Below are 13974 nucleotides of genomic sequence, written 5' to 3'. Positions count from 1 at the left end.
AGGCGGTTGACCCCGGGCAAGACACGCGGAGAGCCCGGTGCATGGAGACATGCACGCCGGGTTCGGCGGGCGGGTCAGGGAAACGGACTGATCGCAAGTCCAGCACCGCGCCCTGACCCGACCCAACCACGCCCTAAAGCGACGGTGCGTAACCGGGGGCTCCGGGACGGCTTGACATAAAAGCACTTAGCGAGCAACAAGTCCTGCGGAAACGTCCGATCCAGCGTTATCAAGCGGCAGCGCGCCTGACTCATTCCCGAACGTCCGGACCGAAACCGGCCTTCGGCGGATGGCACAGTCGTACACCATGACCTGCGGCGATGCCGCTCGTTTGGGCCGTGTGGTGCGATTCTTACCAGCGGCCCGACTAGCGTCCCACTAGCGCGCTCCGAGTGGTCTGATTGGGACATACCTCCGCCATACCGCGTCTCCGTATGGTCTCACCTCGACGGGAGATCAACGGAGGGAACCATATGAAGATCATGCGTACCGCGGTCGTCGTCGGGGCCATGGGCGCCGTGGCCATGATGGGCGCGTCGGCGTCGGTGACCGCGTCCGCCTCGGCGTCCGCGCCGGCGGCGTCGGTGACCACGTCGGCAGCCAAGGCCCTCGTCGCGACCTGTTCGAAGGGGTCCTACAGGCTGAAGGTGACCGTCACCTACATCAACACGACGGTTGGGCACCGCTTCAGCCGTGTCCACTGGACGGCCTCCGGAGGCCCCACCACGGTCAAGGTCAGCCTCGTCCAGGATCGGGGCGGCCTTCCGGACGCCGAGTTCCTGGCGACCGTGATCACGGGCAACTCCGGCAGCAGGGCGATCTCGGCGACCCGGCCGATGGCGCATCGGGTCTTCGTGAAGCTGGCCGGTAGGAACGGTGTCACGAGCTGCGTCGGGCAGAGCGGCGTCATCTGATCCGGACCGCTCGGCGCCCGCCGTCGCGAGAGACGGCGGGCACCGGAGGTCAGGGCGAGGGGTGGGGGAGTTCGAGGTCGGCCACGATGGGAAGTGGTCGGAGGCCTCGGTGCCGATGACGGCCACCGAGGTCGTTTTGATGTCGCGAGAGGTCATGACGTAGTCGATGCGCTGGTACGGCCTGCTCACGCTGTAGGTGAAGCCGTCGCCCGCACCGGCCACGTCCCAGGCGTGTACGCAAGCTGGAGCCGACCGGGCGGGAACCGGCGCGGTCCCTTGGCGCTCCAGCCTGGTGCCCGCGGTCCGGATCGCCATGCCCGCTGTGTACACAAAACGAGCGCCGTTCTTGATCAACTGCCGTTAAGCCTCGCCCCGGCGAGCCCTGCCGGCCTTCTGAGCAGCCACGACCCGGGCCAGCCAGGCACGCTCCATGGCCGGCGTCGGATCGCCGGGGTGCGGCCTCTGGTCGTCGAGCTGGCCCTGCGGGGCGTGGCGGCGCAGGACGTCCTGCTGGAAGATCTCCGGCGGCTCGGTCATGATCCACGCGGGCCCCGGCGAATCCTCAGGGCCCTGAGGACACCGCTCGGCGCCGATCTCCGCCCGTCCGCGAGCGCGGCGACCCGTTGGGCCGCCGTTCCTGGTACACCGCCGCCGAGCTGGCCGATGTCCAGGTGGTGCCGACCGGGCTGGACGATGGCCGCTACCTCGTGGTCGTCGCCGGGGACCTACGGCACCCTCCAGGCCGACAATGTCCAGGTGGCCGAGTCGTACGGCGATGACCTCAAGGGCTTCCTCGACGACGATGAGTTCGAGCCTCTGTTCATCCGCCTGGTCACCAAGCGGCGGGTGAAGAAGGCGCGGGCGTTCCTCCGGTCGGTCGAGGAAGGAGGCGCGTGAAGGCCGTAACGGTGTGGCAGCCCTGGTCCTGGGCCATCGCGCTCGGCGGCAAGGACGTGGAGAACCGAACGCGCGGCACCCGCCACCGCGGTGAGATCGCCATCCACGCGGGGAAGCCCTGGGACGAGTACGGCGCGGCCGACCCCCGCGTCCTGGAAGCCGCCGGGCTCCTGGCCGGCCCGCTGCTGCCCGACGAGCGATTTGTGTTCGGCGCGATCGTGGCCGTCGCCGACCTGGTGGACGTGGTCCGGGACTCGTCGTCGCCGTGGGCGGCGGAGGGCCAGGTGCACTGGCTGCTCGCAAACGTGCGCCCACTCGGCGAGCCGGTGCCGTGCCGAGGCTGGCAGAACGTGTGGGAGGTGGCGCCGGACGTGGAGGCGCTGGTGCGCGCGCAGCTCCGACTGACCGCCCTCCCGGTCACCCTCAGCGCTGGGTGGACGGGAGCATCCTGTCTCCGCGGTGCGCCGATCCCATAGCGATGGGGCGGGATGGACTCTCTCAACGTGGTGGCCGCCGCCATCGTCTGCCACGGCCTGATGCGCAACAGTCCCGGTTGTAGCGCCCCCATCGGGTGAAAGGTTCAGCGGCAGGTCTTCCGATAGGCCAGTTCTGGGATGTGGTCTTGCCACTCGGCAGGGGACAGGTCGCCGTCCTGGCGGCAGATCACGGTGGCGGCGGTGCCGGGATCGACGGTGATCTCGCGCAGGGCCCCGTCGGCGGTTGAAATGAGGAGAGCCGACCTGTTAAATGCCACGGCTGGCTCGGACTGGTCGTTGTAACCGATCGGTGAGGCGATCCGCTGATATCTCCGCCAGTCCCACAGCTGGATGCCTGATTCGCCTCTGCTGGCGACGGTGGCGAGGAGTTCGCCCTGCGGGTAAGGGACGAGAGTCCCGATCCCTCCGGCGTCCGCGTTCTGCGGCGGGGCCAGCGGCCGGCGCAGCTCTCTGTCCCAGAACGTCAAACGGCCATCGAAGTCGCCGATGGCGGCGATGTTCTTGATGAAGAGAATCTCTCCGTCGGTGCGGGCGTCGGATGGGTACCGGCGTATCGCCCCGGTGGCCGTATCGACCCACGTTCGGTCCTCGACAGGTCCGTCCACCAGCAACCGGCGCCCGTCCGGCTCGAAGAACAGAGCCCCTGCTCCCGCTTCTGAGATGGTGCGAAGCCATCTTCGAGCTCCTACGTCCCACAGCTCCAGGTCGTAGCGAACTTCGCCGTCCGTCGCTTCGTCGCTACCCGGTATCGCCGTGGAGGGGGTCACCGCGACGGTTCTGCCGTCGGGGGAGAAGGCTATGGCCCACACTCCGACGGCGTCCGATCTCCGGACGCGCAACGCGCCGATGCTGTGGCCGTTCGTGACGTCCCACAAGGTCACCATAGGAGACCAGGGGTGGCTGAGCGCCAGCGTGCGCCCGTCGGGACTGAACACCGGATCATACGCCGTCTCCGCAGGGTCCTCTTCGGGGACATCGTCGACGGGTAGCGGCCCGCTCACGGGTTTGCGCGCGGCGACATCCCAAAGGCGTACCTCCGGCCGGCCTTTTCGGCGATTCGTCGTCACCAGGAAGCGGCCGTCGGGGCTGAACAGCCGCTTGTCACCTCCTGGAGCGAGCATCTCGGGGTGGGTGTAGGGGGAGATGTCCAGGACATTCACCGTGCCGTACTGGCCGATCACCCGGAGAAGGCGGGCATCCGGCGAGATGCGAGCATCGACCCCCACAACGTCGGAGAGCAGCGGGGATCTCATCAGCAGCGCACTGTCACCCACCCGCCACAGGGCCACCCACCCCCCACCTCGCGTCCCAACTAGGAACCGGCCGTCGGGGCTGAACTCCACTCGTTCGGGAGCCGGAAGCAGCGGGGGTAGGGCCTCCTTGCCCGAGGAAACGTCGAACAGCCGGATGCCGTTGTTGGTGGAGATAGCCAGGCGCTTGCCGTCTGGACTGAACACGCCTTCCGTGGCGGTTCGCGGTAGCCAGGGGGCCCGGAGCGGCTTGCGTTTCTCGAGGTCCCAGATCTCCACGCGCCGCCCCGCGTTCGCCACATCGACGGGGGACTGCGGGGTGGTGTTCGCTTCATTGGCGTCCGCTGGGATGACCAGCGCCAGCCGGCCGTCCGGATTGATGGCGCTGACCGGCTCGTCGAGCACGCGTGTCCGGTCCGCGACGCTCCAGGCCTCGCTCCTGCCGTCGTAGAACCCGATGAGAAAGCGTCCGTCCGGGCTGAACTCCGCAGGTTCGAGGCCGGGGAATGTCACGCCGAGGTCGGTCAGGTGTCCGCCGTCGACGGTCCACAGGTGTGCGCCGGTCCCGTCGATGTCGTTCAGCGCCAGCGTACGGCCGTCGGGACTCCACATCAGCTCCGTAACATCCTGGCCCGTCCATCGGGTGCTCGCGACCTCTTTCTTCGTGGCCAGGTCGAGCACGCGCAGAGCGCCCGGTTCGGTTGCCGTACCAGCTGCGAACACGGCCAGCCTGGTGCCGTCCACGCTGAGCGCATGCACCAAAGCTGTGGTGTCGTACGGGATGGTGACGACGTCCACCAAAGGCAGCGCCATCGAGTCGATCAGCTCGCTCCTGGCCTCGGGGACCGGGGCGATCCGCCACGCCGCGGCGCTCAAGCGGCGGGCCAGCTTCGGGTCACTCATCCGCAGCGCGGCGGCGCGCCGGGCGACCAGCCGGGCGGTCGCCTCCTGCAGCCGGTCGTCGGCGAGGTCGGCCTGCCGGGTGGCGACGCCCGCCGCGATTATGGAGGCGATCAGCAAGACCACCAGGACGGCCGAGACGGCGACCCGGACCCGTGAGGTGCGCCGGGCCAGTGCCGCGCTCGCCTGCACGAAGTCCCGTTCCAGGGGTGTGAGGTCGTCGCGGTCGCCCGGCTCGAGGAAGAGTTTGTCGGCGACGGCCAGGCGGGTGCCCCGATACAGCAGCCCGGTCTCGCGGCCGTGCGCCTGCCAGGCTGTGGCCGCGTCGGTCAGCTGCCGGTGTGTGCGCAGCCGGTCGCGTCCTTCGTCCACCCAGCCACGCAGCCGCGGCCATGACTCGATCAGCGCCTCGTGCGCGAGTTGCACGCCGTCCTGGTGCAGCGTGAGCAGCCGGGCGGCGGCCAGCTGCTCGATGACCAGGGCGGTGTCCGGCTCCCCGTACGGGTCCAGCTCCGCCCGGGCGGCGGGCCGGCGGGTGTCCTGGGCCTGCTCGCCCGGCTGGATCAGCCTGAGCAGGATCCGCCGGGTGATCACCGCCTGGGCGGGCGTCAGGCCGGCGTAGAGCTCTTCGGCGCTCTGGCTGATCGCCCCCTGGATTCTGCCCACGCTCTGGTAGGCGTCCAGGGTCAGCATCTTGCCCGTCCGGCGACGCCAGACCTCCCGCAGCGCGTGCGACATCAGCGGCAGCGCCCCGGGCTCCTCAGCGACGTCGGCGATGATCGCGGCTGTCAGCGTCCGCTCCACCGTCATGCCCTCGGCCATGGCCGGCCGGACGATCGCCTCCCGCAGCTCCTCCTGGTGCATCGGCCCCACGAGCAGGTTGGCCTCGCGCAGCGCCGCGGTGAGCTCGCGGTGCTCGGCGCAGCGGCCGTAGAAGTCGGCGCGCACCGCGATCACCACCCGCATCCGACTCTGCGGCTGCCGCGCGCCGAGCAGCAGGTCGATGAACCGCACCCGCTCGCGCGGGTCACGGCAGAGCGTGAACACCTCCTCGAACTGGTCGACCACGATCAGCGTCTCGGAGTCCCCCTCGCCTGGGAGGAGCTGTTCGGCGTGCTCCATCGGGTGCTCCCCAGGCGTGAGGATCGCGGCCTTCGCGAAGGACCCACCCGAGGACGCCGTCTCCCCGCGTGCGGCAGGCACGAGCCCAGCCCGCAACAAGGACGACTTTCCGCCGCCGGAAGGGCCGAACACCGCGGCGAACCGATGCCGTCGAAGCAACTCGTGCAATTCCTCCACGAGCTGATCCCGGCCGAAGAAGCGATCGGCATCGCGGGTGCCGTAGAAGGCCAGGCCCAGGTACGGCCCGCCGGCACCGTCATCGGCCTCTCTCTCGCGGGCCAGTTCCTGGACCACCTGCTGCCAGCGGCGTTCCCAATCGGAGACGTCGCCGCCGCAGGTTTGCACGAACGCCAGGACGACGGGCAGGGAAGCCAGCCGTTCACCCGCCGCCGCCTGCGACAGCGTGGTGACCGAATAGCCCGCGCGTTCGGCCATCACCCGATAGGTGAGCCCGCCCGCTTCCTGACGCAGCTTGCGTAACTCGGCGGCGAAGCGTTGCACCGGTCCGGCTGCCGAATCCACCGGCCTTTCGCGACGACCTGCCACCGTTACAAGATTCCCTTCGCTCCAGGAGAGGAGCCACTCGCTGAGAAAAGCATTGTTTGCCTGCCTGATCAGGGGTGCCGAACAATGTCCGCCGCCATGATCCTGATGCCATCGGCCCCGGCGGGCAACGGGTCGCTCCTGGGAGCCGCCGGGCCGGCCACCTGGACGTGTGACCGGTCCGGCCTGCTTGCGGGGCCGGTGCTGTTTCTCATCCCCACTCGAGGAAGGACATCCATGCGTAGGAGTTCCAAGACCGCCGCCGTGGTGGTGAGCGCCGTGACCGTGCTGTCGCTGTTGCCCGCTGTGCCGGCACAAGCCGCCGTGGTCTCCGCCGGGCCCGGCCGGGCCTACGTCAACGGCGCCACCGGCATGTGCCTGGCCGTGGGCCGGGGCGAGGTGAAGGCCGGCAAGCGAGTGATCCAGTGGCCCTGCATCGGGAGCAAGTCGCAGCGCTGGATCTACCGGTCCGACCGGCGGCTCGTGAACGTCAAGACCGGGCTGTGCCTGGCCATCGGGCGAGGTGAGAAGAAGCCGGGCAAGAGCGCGATCCAGTGGCCGTGCACGGACGGCGGCCTGGCGCAGCAGTGGGACTACGACGGGCGGCGGCTGCGCAACAGGGCCACGGGCATGTGTCTCGCCATCGGGGGCGGCGAGAAGCGCAAAGGCAAGAACGCGATTCAATGGCCCTGCAAGACCACCTCCTCGCAGTCCTGGCTCCGGTGATGACCGTCCGCTCCGTACGTCCTGCTCAGGGCCGCACGACCAAGCAATGGAGAGCCAAGGGAGCTCGGAACAGGTAGGCGCACCGCCTCCCCGGCTGTGGCGGATCACCTGGCGAGATGGTCGCTGCGGGCCGGGATTACGGTGGAGATTGGGGCCCTGCCGAAAAGCAGCTGCTTCCCGCCGAGATCGTCCTTGGCACGCTCCGCGTGGGCCTGCCGGACGTGGAACGGCAGGGCTCGGCCCGTAGGGTCTGCATCGCCCTCACCGGGACCGCGAGCAGTCTGCGCTTGACCGTCAGCAATGACGGCGACGGGATGCCGGCGGAGGCGTCCGTGGCCCGGCTATGCGGCCGGCGGGCCGAAATCGCGGGGCCGGGCGGCCACACCACACGGCACTGGGCGTACGGGGAGAAGGCACCCCGATAAGCGCTCCCGTTCCCTGAGAAACGGCTCTCTTCGCCTGATCCAACACCCGGAAACCGAATACGAAAGGCGCACGTATGCATGCTGTTCATGCTCGTCTGCCACGGCGAGCCGTCACAGCGGTGGCGACCGTACTCATCCTGCTGATTTCACTGATGATGGCGGCCTCGTCGATTCATCCGGCCAGAGCCGACGCGGCCCCGGACAACCAGTTCGTGGCCGTATCTCCGGCCGTGCTCGCAGACACCCGCAATGGGACCGGCGGTGTCGGCTCCGCCAAGGTCCCGGGCAAAGGCCAGGTCACCTTTCAGGTGGCCGGCCAGGCGGAAATCCCGGCTTCCGGGGTGTCGGCGGTGGTCCTGAACATCACCGCGATAGGCGCGGAACAGGCCGGCTGGTTCACCGTTCACCCCTCCGATGCCCCGACCACCGTGTCAACGCTGACCTTCTACCCGGGCGAAAATGTCACGGGCGAGGACTTCACCCGCCTCACCAGCACCGGCATGGTCTCTGTCGTCAACAACAGTGACAGTCCGGTGCACATCGTGGTCGCGGTCCGCGGCTACTTCCTCAGCGCCGCGGACATTCAGGCGGGCAACGAGTACTACCCGGTCGGCGCCGAGTATGTGTACGACACCCGGCCCGGGCATGTCACGGGATCCCCGGTCCACGACGCCACCGCCATCCCGGCCGATTCGTCGGTGACGATCGACGTCGCCGGACAGGGGAGCGTCCCGGCCGCCGGTGCCACCGCGGTCGCGCTGAACGTCGTGGCCTGGTCCCAGGGGCAACAAGGCTGGTTGAGCCTGCACCCATCCGACCAGCCGGGCAACAACGTGGCGACGGTGGACTACGTCCCCGACGAGACCAACAGCAGTTTCACCGTGGCCCAGTTGACCCCTAGCGGCAAACTGATCCTCGACAACCGCGGCAGCGGCACGGTACACGTGGCACTCACCCTTCGCGGCTTTTTCGAGGCGACGGCGGAAGAGGACGGGGCGGGTTACGTCACCGTCCCGTCCAAGGTCATCGTCGAGACCATCACCGGGGCCGGCGTGCCAGATGGAAGCACTCAGGCCCTTGCCCCAGGCACGTCCGTCACCTTTGACGTCACGCAGGGCATCGACCTCGGCGACAAGACCGTGGCCTCCGCCGCCCTCACCATTCAAGCCCGACGCCCCACGGACAAGGGCTGGCTCACCGTCTATCCGGCCGAGGACGGCGACTCCGACATCTCCAGCGTCAACTACGACCAGGCGGAGAGCACTACCGGATTCGACCTGGTCATCCCAGACTCCCAAGGGCATGTGACCATCACCAACCGCGGCCCGGGCACCACCCACATCCAGGTCTCACTGCGGGGCTATTTCATCGACCCGCCGATGCCCGTTGAATACGACAACCCACCGGAGCTGCCCATCACGGAAACCATCCCCGAAGAAGACGAAGCGGCCACCGTAGGTGCACCCGGCCGCAAATTCAACGCCAAGGCGCGATTGGGGTTCGACCGACTCACACTTCCTGGCCTGTTCGAGGGAAAGGTGTGGTGGCATGGACGAGCACCTTATGAGATCTACATCAACGCCGAGGTATCCGACAACCGGAAGGACGGGCGATGCATAGGTGCGCTTGTCCGGATGGACGGCAAAGTCTACTCAAATTGGAAATACTGGGTGGCTTGCGGCAGCCAGAAACCCCCAAGAAAGCTAAAAGGATGGTTTCCGAGAACGGCTAACCGGATCGACTTCAAGGCGTGCCAGGTCAACCCGAAGACCCGGCGCTACGCCTGGTGCACCACCGAATGGAAATAGAACCGTAGGTTCTCGATAGGGGCAGAGGTGGCGGTGCCGCCGGGTGTGGTTGCGCAGCTTTGGCAGCCCTCAGGTGATCACCGCCACCGTCACGGTGGTGAGCAGCCCGCCGACATCGACCGCCACGCGACGGTCGAGGATCGATAAGGACTGCTGGAAAACTGGCCGAACACGCCGAGCTGATCGGCCCGCAGACCCTGCAGCGGCTGCTGCGCACCGTGCGCTGGGACGTCGATGTGGTCTCCGATGACGTCCGGGACTTCGTCGCCGACCGGCTCGGCCGGCGTACTGATCGTCGATGAGACCGGCTTCGTCAACAAGGGCACGCTGCTGACCTGCTGGCGTGCTGAAGCGTCGCTCCGCCACCAGGATCTTGTAGGCGCCGTCACGGTTCGGCATGATGCAGCTCCGTGATCCGACGATCAGCGTCCGTGCTGGCCCTGCTGCTCGCCCTCACCGCCTGCGAGCAGGCTCCCCAGGGGACAGCGCACCGTCCGGCGAAGGGCGTAGCGATCTGTGACAGGGCCACGCCGCGCGACTTCGACGGCGACGGCGCCGACGACGTAGCCGTTGGGCAGCGGGACGGCGGCAGCCTCCATCTGCTCACCCGCGACCGCCTCGTTCCGATCACCGTCCCCGGTGCGGTGCCGAAGGATCTCGGCCACGCGGTCGCGCTGGCCAGGGTGAACGACGACAGGTGCGCCGACCTCATTGTCGGCGCGCCGGCCACGCCGGTGAACGGCGTGCCCTCGGCGGGTGCCGTCTACATCGTGTACGGCGGCAACGCCGCACGCCCATTGAAGATCGAGGCTCCCCGTCCCACCTCGTACGGCAGTTTCGGTTGGTCGGTCGCCGGTTACGACGGCTTCCTCGCCATCGGCGCTCCGGCTGAGAGGGTCGACGGCTTGTGGGGCGGGGGCGCCGCCTACAGCGGCAAGCCGCAGCAGCTCCGCAGGATCATCCAGGAATCGCCCGGCATCCCTGGTAGCAGCGAAGAAGGCGACGAGTTCGGCTCCAGCGTCGCGATCGGCCCGCTGTGGGACGGCCGCGTCCAGCTCATCGTCGGCGCGCCGGGTGAGCGTACGGACGGCGCAGGCCGCCAGGCGATGGGAGAGCAGGACTCCCTCCACGCGCCGGGAGCGGTCACGATGATCTCCGATGTACGGGCGGACGAACTCGACGCCAGCAAGCACAATGGGCAAGGCACCTGCCGTGTCGGCCAGGAGGTCGCCTATGTGCCGGGAGCGGGACGTCGGCGTGCAGTTTCGCGCATCCTTGGACCTTTCCGGTTTCCACGATGCATTCGAGGTGAATGAGCGACCAAGTTCAACGCCCTGGCCGCTGACCTGGTCATGTATCAGGTCGGCAAGCGACCGCATTCTCCTCAGCCCGGCAGAGCGTCCTCGAGCTGCGCCAGCTCCTCTGCACTCAGCGTGAGCTCCGCGGCCTTGGCCGAGTCGGTGATGGAGAGCGGGCGGCTGGCTCCCGGTACTGGGATCACTGCCGGAGAGCGGGCGAGTAGCCAGGCCAGGGCGATCTGCTGGGGGCTGACGTCGCGCTCGGCTGCGATGCGGTGGAAGGCGGTGCCGACGGAGGTGGGGCCGGAGGGGCCGTCGAGGGAGCTGCGGGTGATGCCACCGAGTGGGCTCCAAGGCAGAAAGGCCAGACCCAGCTCTGTGCTCAGCCGCAGCTCGGGCTCGCTGTCACGGACGGCGGGCGAGTACTGGTTTTGCACAGAGACGAGTCCCTCACCGAGGATTTGATGCGCCTGGCGGATCTGGGCGGTGGTGACATTGGAGATTCCCGCGGCGCGGATCGTGCCGGCCTCCAGCAGTTCGCGCAGAGCGCCGACGGACTCCGCCCAGGGCACGGCCGGGTCCGGCTTGTGCAGCTGATACAGGCCGATCGCGTCGACGCCCAAGCGCTTGGCAGAGGCCTCGGCAGCCTGCTTGAGGTGGGCGGGAGTGGCGGTGATGGTCCAACTGCCGTCGCCGGGGCGGCCGCGGCCGCCCTTGGTGGCCACCAAGACGCCGGAGGTGTCGCCGCCGTAGCGGGCCAGGGCGCGGGCGATCAGCAGCTCGTTGTGTCCCGCCTCACCTGCGTACCAGTGGTAGCTGTCGGCGGTGTCGATGAGCGTGACGCCGGCGTCGAGGGCGGCGTGGACGGTGGCGATGGCCCGCGTCTCGTCCGGGCGCTGCTCGATGGACAGCGGCATGGCGCCCAGACCGATGGCGCTGACGGCGGTATGGGCGATGGTGCGGTACTGCATGGTGGCTCAGTTCCTCGCGGTGGGTGACGGCTCGGCGGTGAGGGTTTCGGCGACGGCCCCCGGCAGCCAGTCGGTGGTGTGGCTGAAGGAGAAGCCCAGTGCCTTCGCGCGGGCGTTGCTCATAACGTAGTGGCGGTCGAAGGAAAACGCCGAAGCCTCCTCGCCCGCAGCGACGGTCCTGTAGACGGGCTCCTGGCCGGCCTGCGTGGCGATGATCGCGGCAAGGTGGTGTACATCGAGTGGGCCATCGGAGCAGGCGTTGACCGGACCGGTGAAGTCGGCTGTGGCAGCCCACAGCAGCAGGTCCGCCAGCTCCTGGTAGTGGATGAAGACCGTGGGCAGCGCCTTGGCGTGCACAGCGATCTCATCGCCCTTGGTGATGCGCCCGACGTAGTGCGCCAGCCGGCCGGTGAACTCCTGCGCACCGCCGCCGAGTACATGGGCGCTGCGTACACTGGCGAACTCGAAGCGGCCGGCGCGGGCGAAGACGGCCTCCGCCTGCCGCTTGCCCTCGGCGTAGTGCGCCTCCAGATAAACGTCGTCGTGCCAGGGAAGGTCCATGGCCACCAGCCAGGTGGCCGGATCCACGATCTCCTCCGGCACCGGCATGCCTGCAGGCACCGCCGGCAGCGCGGCGGTCGCGGGGTCGTAGACCTCGATCGTGGAGGTCATGACGTAGCGCCGGGCGCCGGCAAAGGCGCGGGCGGCGATGGCGGCCTGCACCGGTGTGTAGCAGACCTGGTCCACCACGACGTCGAAGGTGCGGGCGTCGAGCGCGGCCATCAGGGCGGCCTCGTCGTTTCGGTCGACAACGAGGTGCTCGACGCCGGCGGGCGGCGGCGTGGAGCCGCGGTTGATCACAGTGACCCGGTGGCCCGCGGCCTGCAGGCGCTTCACCAGGAGCTTTCCGAAGTACCGGCTTCCGCCGATGACGCAGATCTTTTGCATCCCCTTATCCTGGAGCCCTATCGTCATCAGCAGAAGTCCTGGCTTACTGGATAGATATTAAGGAAAACTGTTGATCGATGTGCAGCGGCTCCGCGTCCTGCGGGCGGTGGCGGAGCACGGCAGCTTCAACCGGGCGGCCACGGCTCTCCGCCTCACTCCCTCGGCCGTCTCCCAGCAGGTGGCCGCCCTGGAGCGCGGCCTCGGCGCCCAGGTCGTCGCCCGCAGCACCCGCGGGGTCACCCTCACACGGGCCGGCCAGATCATGGTCGGCGCCGCCGAAACCGTCGCCGCAGAGCTCGAACACGCGCAACAGCAGGTCGCCCAGCTCAGCACCGGCCGTACCCAACTCACCGTCGCCACCTTCACCAGCGGCGGCAGGCTCCTGCTGCCCGCCGCTCTCGCCCGGCTCATGGCAGTCCATCCCCGCACCGTGCTCCACGTCAGAGAGGGCGAACCCGAGGACACCCTGCCGCTCGTCCGCCAGGGCGCCGTGGACCTCGCCCTTGCCTACCACTTCGACGGCCCGCTACCCGTTGGGCCGGGCCCCAGCTCCAGCCTGGAGTGGACACCGCTCCTGGAAGACCCTCTGCATGTCGTCCTGCCGCAAGGGCATCGACTCGCCCACCGCGACGCGCTCGACCTTGCCGAGCTGGCGGCTGAACCCTGGGTGCTCGGCTGCCTGAAGACCGAGACATACCTGCGCCGCTACGCCGAGCGTGCCGGCTTCGATCCGGACGTGCGCGGCACCACCACCGACTACTTCTTCGCCCGCTCGCTTGTCGCCGTAGGCGTGGGAATCTCCCTGATCCCCTCTATCGTGCTCGCCCCGGAGATCCCTGGCCTATGCGCCGTCCCGATCAAGTCGCCGACGCCGATCCGGCACATCGGCGTCGCCGCAATCAGCCGTAGCGACCGGCCCCACGTCACGACGCTCATCCACGCCCTTCGCGAGCAGGCGATACAGCAGCACAAGGGGCGTTGATCCCGCCATGGGTAGCCCCGGCCGAACGCCGACCGGACCGGCGTTTCACAAACCCTGACACAGCACCCGCTCGGCGACCGCCCCTTTTCAGCGCGCAGCGACTACCGCACGCCGGGTCGACGACGCGGTGCGCGGTGGCTCCACCATCGCCCGCGCCGACCTCGCCGACGCCGTGCTCCGCGTCCTGCCCGACTCAGGCACCCACCGCCACACCGTCGACGTGGTCTGCTGATCAGCGTGGTCGGCTGAGGGCGGCCTCGGCCAGATCCGTCCATTTCTCGGCCGAGGAGTGGGGCACGACCACCCAGTCCTTTATCGCCCTGCCCTGCCCCGAGGGGTCGAACAGGGACGCCCCAGGCAGATCGAGCGCGGCCGTGTGCTCGGGGGTATCCCTGACCAGCCGGAACACCATCGCGCCGTCGCGCTGCAGGCTCGCGAACACCTTCCCCGCCTGATCTTTGAGCGCGGGACTCCCCATCATCCTGGAGACCCGTACACCCAGGTCGGCCAGCTCGGCGCCGACCTGCTTGAAATCGTCTTTCGCGCTCATCGTCAGTCGGTCCCAAACTTCATGGCGGCGTGATCGAGCAGCTCGTCGTGGTCGGGGCTCTTCCCGCGTGACGCGATCGCCTCGGCCCTGCCCTCTGGCGGCACGGCGATCAGGCTAGTCGTCCTGACGGCACCGATCAAGGC

12 protein-coding genes and 1 pseudogene are annotated in these 13974 nt (G+C 68.7%); 8 read left to right on the top strand and 5 right to left on the bottom strand.

All coding sequences use genetic code 11. The features are described from left to right. Positions 1-473: 473 nt before the first annotated feature. Positions 474-914 carry a hypothetical protein gene (locus tag ABEA43_RS56820; RefSeq protein ID WP_345575812.1) on the top strand — a complete coding sequence of 147 codons (441 nt, stop codon included), beginning with the start codon at positions 474-476 and terminating at the stop codon, positions 912-914. A gap of 360 nt (positions 915-1274) precedes the next feature. On the opposite strand, the gene ABEA43_RS56815 is transcribed toward ABEA43_RS56820, so the two are convergent. Then, the gene (locus ABEA43_RS56815; RefSeq protein ID WP_345575810.1) at positions 1275-1451 is read right to left on the bottom strand and encodes a hypothetical protein; all 177 of its coding nucleotides are present in this window, start codon (positions 1449-1451) and stop codon (positions 1275-1277) included. A 156-nt stretch (positions 1452-1607) separates the two neighbouring features. Between ABEA43_RS56815 and ABEA43_RS56810 the strand changes: the two genes are divergently transcribed. Together ABEA43_RS56810 and ABEA43_RS56805 are read left to right on the top strand one after the other, a co-directional pair. Continuing rightward, a complete protein-coding gene (locus ABEA43_RS56810) occupies positions 1608-1811 on the top strand; it encodes a hypothetical protein (protein WP_345575808.1) in 204 nt (67 codons plus the stop codon). Then, positions 1808-2287: an ASCH domain-containing protein gene (locus tag ABEA43_RS56805; protein WP_345575805.1), complete on the top strand. Its 480-nt coding sequence runs from the start codon at positions 1808-1810 to the stop codon at positions 2285-2287. The genes ABEA43_RS56810 and ABEA43_RS56805 overlap by 4 nt, the downstream gene beginning before the upstream one ends. A 104-nt stretch (positions 2288-2391) precedes the next feature. On the opposite strand, the gene ABEA43_RS56800 is transcribed toward ABEA43_RS56805, so the two are convergent. Further along, positions 2392-6102, bottom strand: coding sequence for an nSTAND1 domain-containing NTPase (locus ABEA43_RS56800; RefSeq protein ID WP_345575803.1), 3711 nt, complete (start codon positions 6100-6102; stop codon positions 2392-2394). 258 nt (positions 6103-6360) lie between these two features. Between ABEA43_RS56800 and ABEA43_RS56795 the strand changes: the two genes are divergently transcribed. The 4 genes and pseudogenes from ABEA43_RS56795 (at position 6361) to ABEA43_RS56780 (ending at position 10398) form a co-directional block, all read left to right on the top strand. After that, positions 6361-6849, top strand: a complete 489-nt coding sequence (locus ABEA43_RS56795; protein WP_345575801.1) for an RICIN domain-containing protein — start codon at positions 6361-6363, stop codon at positions 6847-6849. Positions 6850-7393: 544 nt separating this feature from the next. Continuing rightward, positions 7394-9082: a hypothetical protein gene (locus ABEA43_RS56790; protein ID WP_345575799.1), complete on the top strand. Its 1689-nt coding sequence runs from the start codon at positions 7394-7396 to the stop codon at positions 9080-9082. 145 nt (positions 9083-9227) lie between these two features. Continuing rightward, positions 9228-9406, top strand: a pseudogene (locus ABEA43_RS56785) (IS701 family transposase); the annotation flags it as partial. 107 nt (positions 9407-9513) lie between these two features. Next, positions 9514-10398 (top strand): VCBS repeat-containing protein, encoded by an 885-nt coding sequence (locus tag ABEA43_RS56780; RefSeq protein ID WP_345575797.1) that lies wholly within the window; start codon positions 9514-9516, stop codon positions 10396-10398. Positions 10399-10466: 68 nt separating this feature from the next. Here ABEA43_RS56780 and ABEA43_RS56775 read toward each other — a convergent pair whose 3' ends face one another. Together ABEA43_RS56775 and ABEA43_RS56770 are read right to left on the bottom strand one after the other, a co-directional pair. After that, positions 10467-11351, bottom strand: coding sequence for an aldo/keto reductase (locus ABEA43_RS56775; protein ID WP_345575795.1), 885 nt, complete (start codon positions 11349-11351; stop codon positions 10467-10469). A 6-nt stretch (positions 11352-11357) separates the two neighbouring features. Beyond that, a complete protein-coding gene (locus ABEA43_RS56770; RefSeq protein ID WP_345575792.1) occupies positions 11358-12299 on the bottom strand; it encodes an NAD-dependent epimerase/dehydratase family protein in 942 nt (313 codons plus the stop codon). Positions 12300-12378: 79 nt separating this feature from the next. On the opposite strand from ABEA43_RS56770, the gene ABEA43_RS56765 reads away from it, so the two are divergent. After that, positions 12379-13281, top strand: a complete 903-nt coding sequence (locus ABEA43_RS56765; protein ID WP_345575823.1) for a LysR family transcriptional regulator — start codon at positions 12379-12381, stop codon at positions 13279-13281. Between the two features lie 232 nt (positions 13282-13513). On the opposite strand, the gene ABEA43_RS56760 is transcribed toward ABEA43_RS56765, so the two are convergent. Continuing rightward, positions 13514-13831: a hypothetical protein gene (locus ABEA43_RS56760; RefSeq protein ID WP_345575790.1), complete on the bottom strand. Its 318-nt coding sequence runs from the start codon at positions 13829-13831 to the stop codon at positions 13514-13516. Between the last annotated feature and the right edge of the window lie 143 nt (positions 13832-13974).

It is taken from the genome of Nonomuraea rosea (assembly GCF_039539705.1).
In the GTDB taxonomy this organism is placed as follows: domain Bacteria; phylum Actinomycetota; class Actinomycetes; order Streptosporangiales; family Streptosporangiaceae; genus Nonomuraea; species Nonomuraea rosea.
Note: the sequence above shows the minus strand (reverse complement) of the source record. Positions and strands in the feature narration are given on the sequence as shown.

Coding starts and splice junctions, on each gene's coding strand:
- ABEA43_RS56820 (WP_345575812.1), top strand. CDS start 474: ATGAAGATCATGCGTACCGCGGTCGTCGTCGGGGCCATGGGCGCCGTG.
- ABEA43_RS56815 (WP_345575810.1), bottom strand. CDS start 1,451: ATGACCGAGCCGCCGGAGATCTTCCAGCAGGACGTCCTGCGCCGCCAC.
- ABEA43_RS56810 (WP_345575808.1), top strand. CDS start 1,608: ATGGCCGCTACCTCGTGGTCGTCGCCGGGGACCTACGGCACCCTCCAG.
- ABEA43_RS56795 (WP_345575801.1), top strand. CDS start 6,361: ATGCGTAGGAGTTCCAAGACCGCCGCCGTGGTGGTGAGCGCCGTGACC.
- ABEA43_RS56775 (WP_345575795.1), bottom strand. CDS start 11,351: ATGCAGTACCGCACCATCGCCCATACCGCCGTCAGCGCCATCGGTCTG.
- ABEA43_RS56770 (WP_345575792.1), bottom strand. CDS start 12,299: ATGCAAAAGATCTGCGTCATCGGCGGAAGCCGGTACTTCGGAAAGCTC.
- ABEA43_RS56760 (WP_345575790.1), bottom strand. CDS start 13,831: ATGAGCGCGAAAGACGATTTCAAGCAGGTCGGCGCCGAGCTGGCCGAC.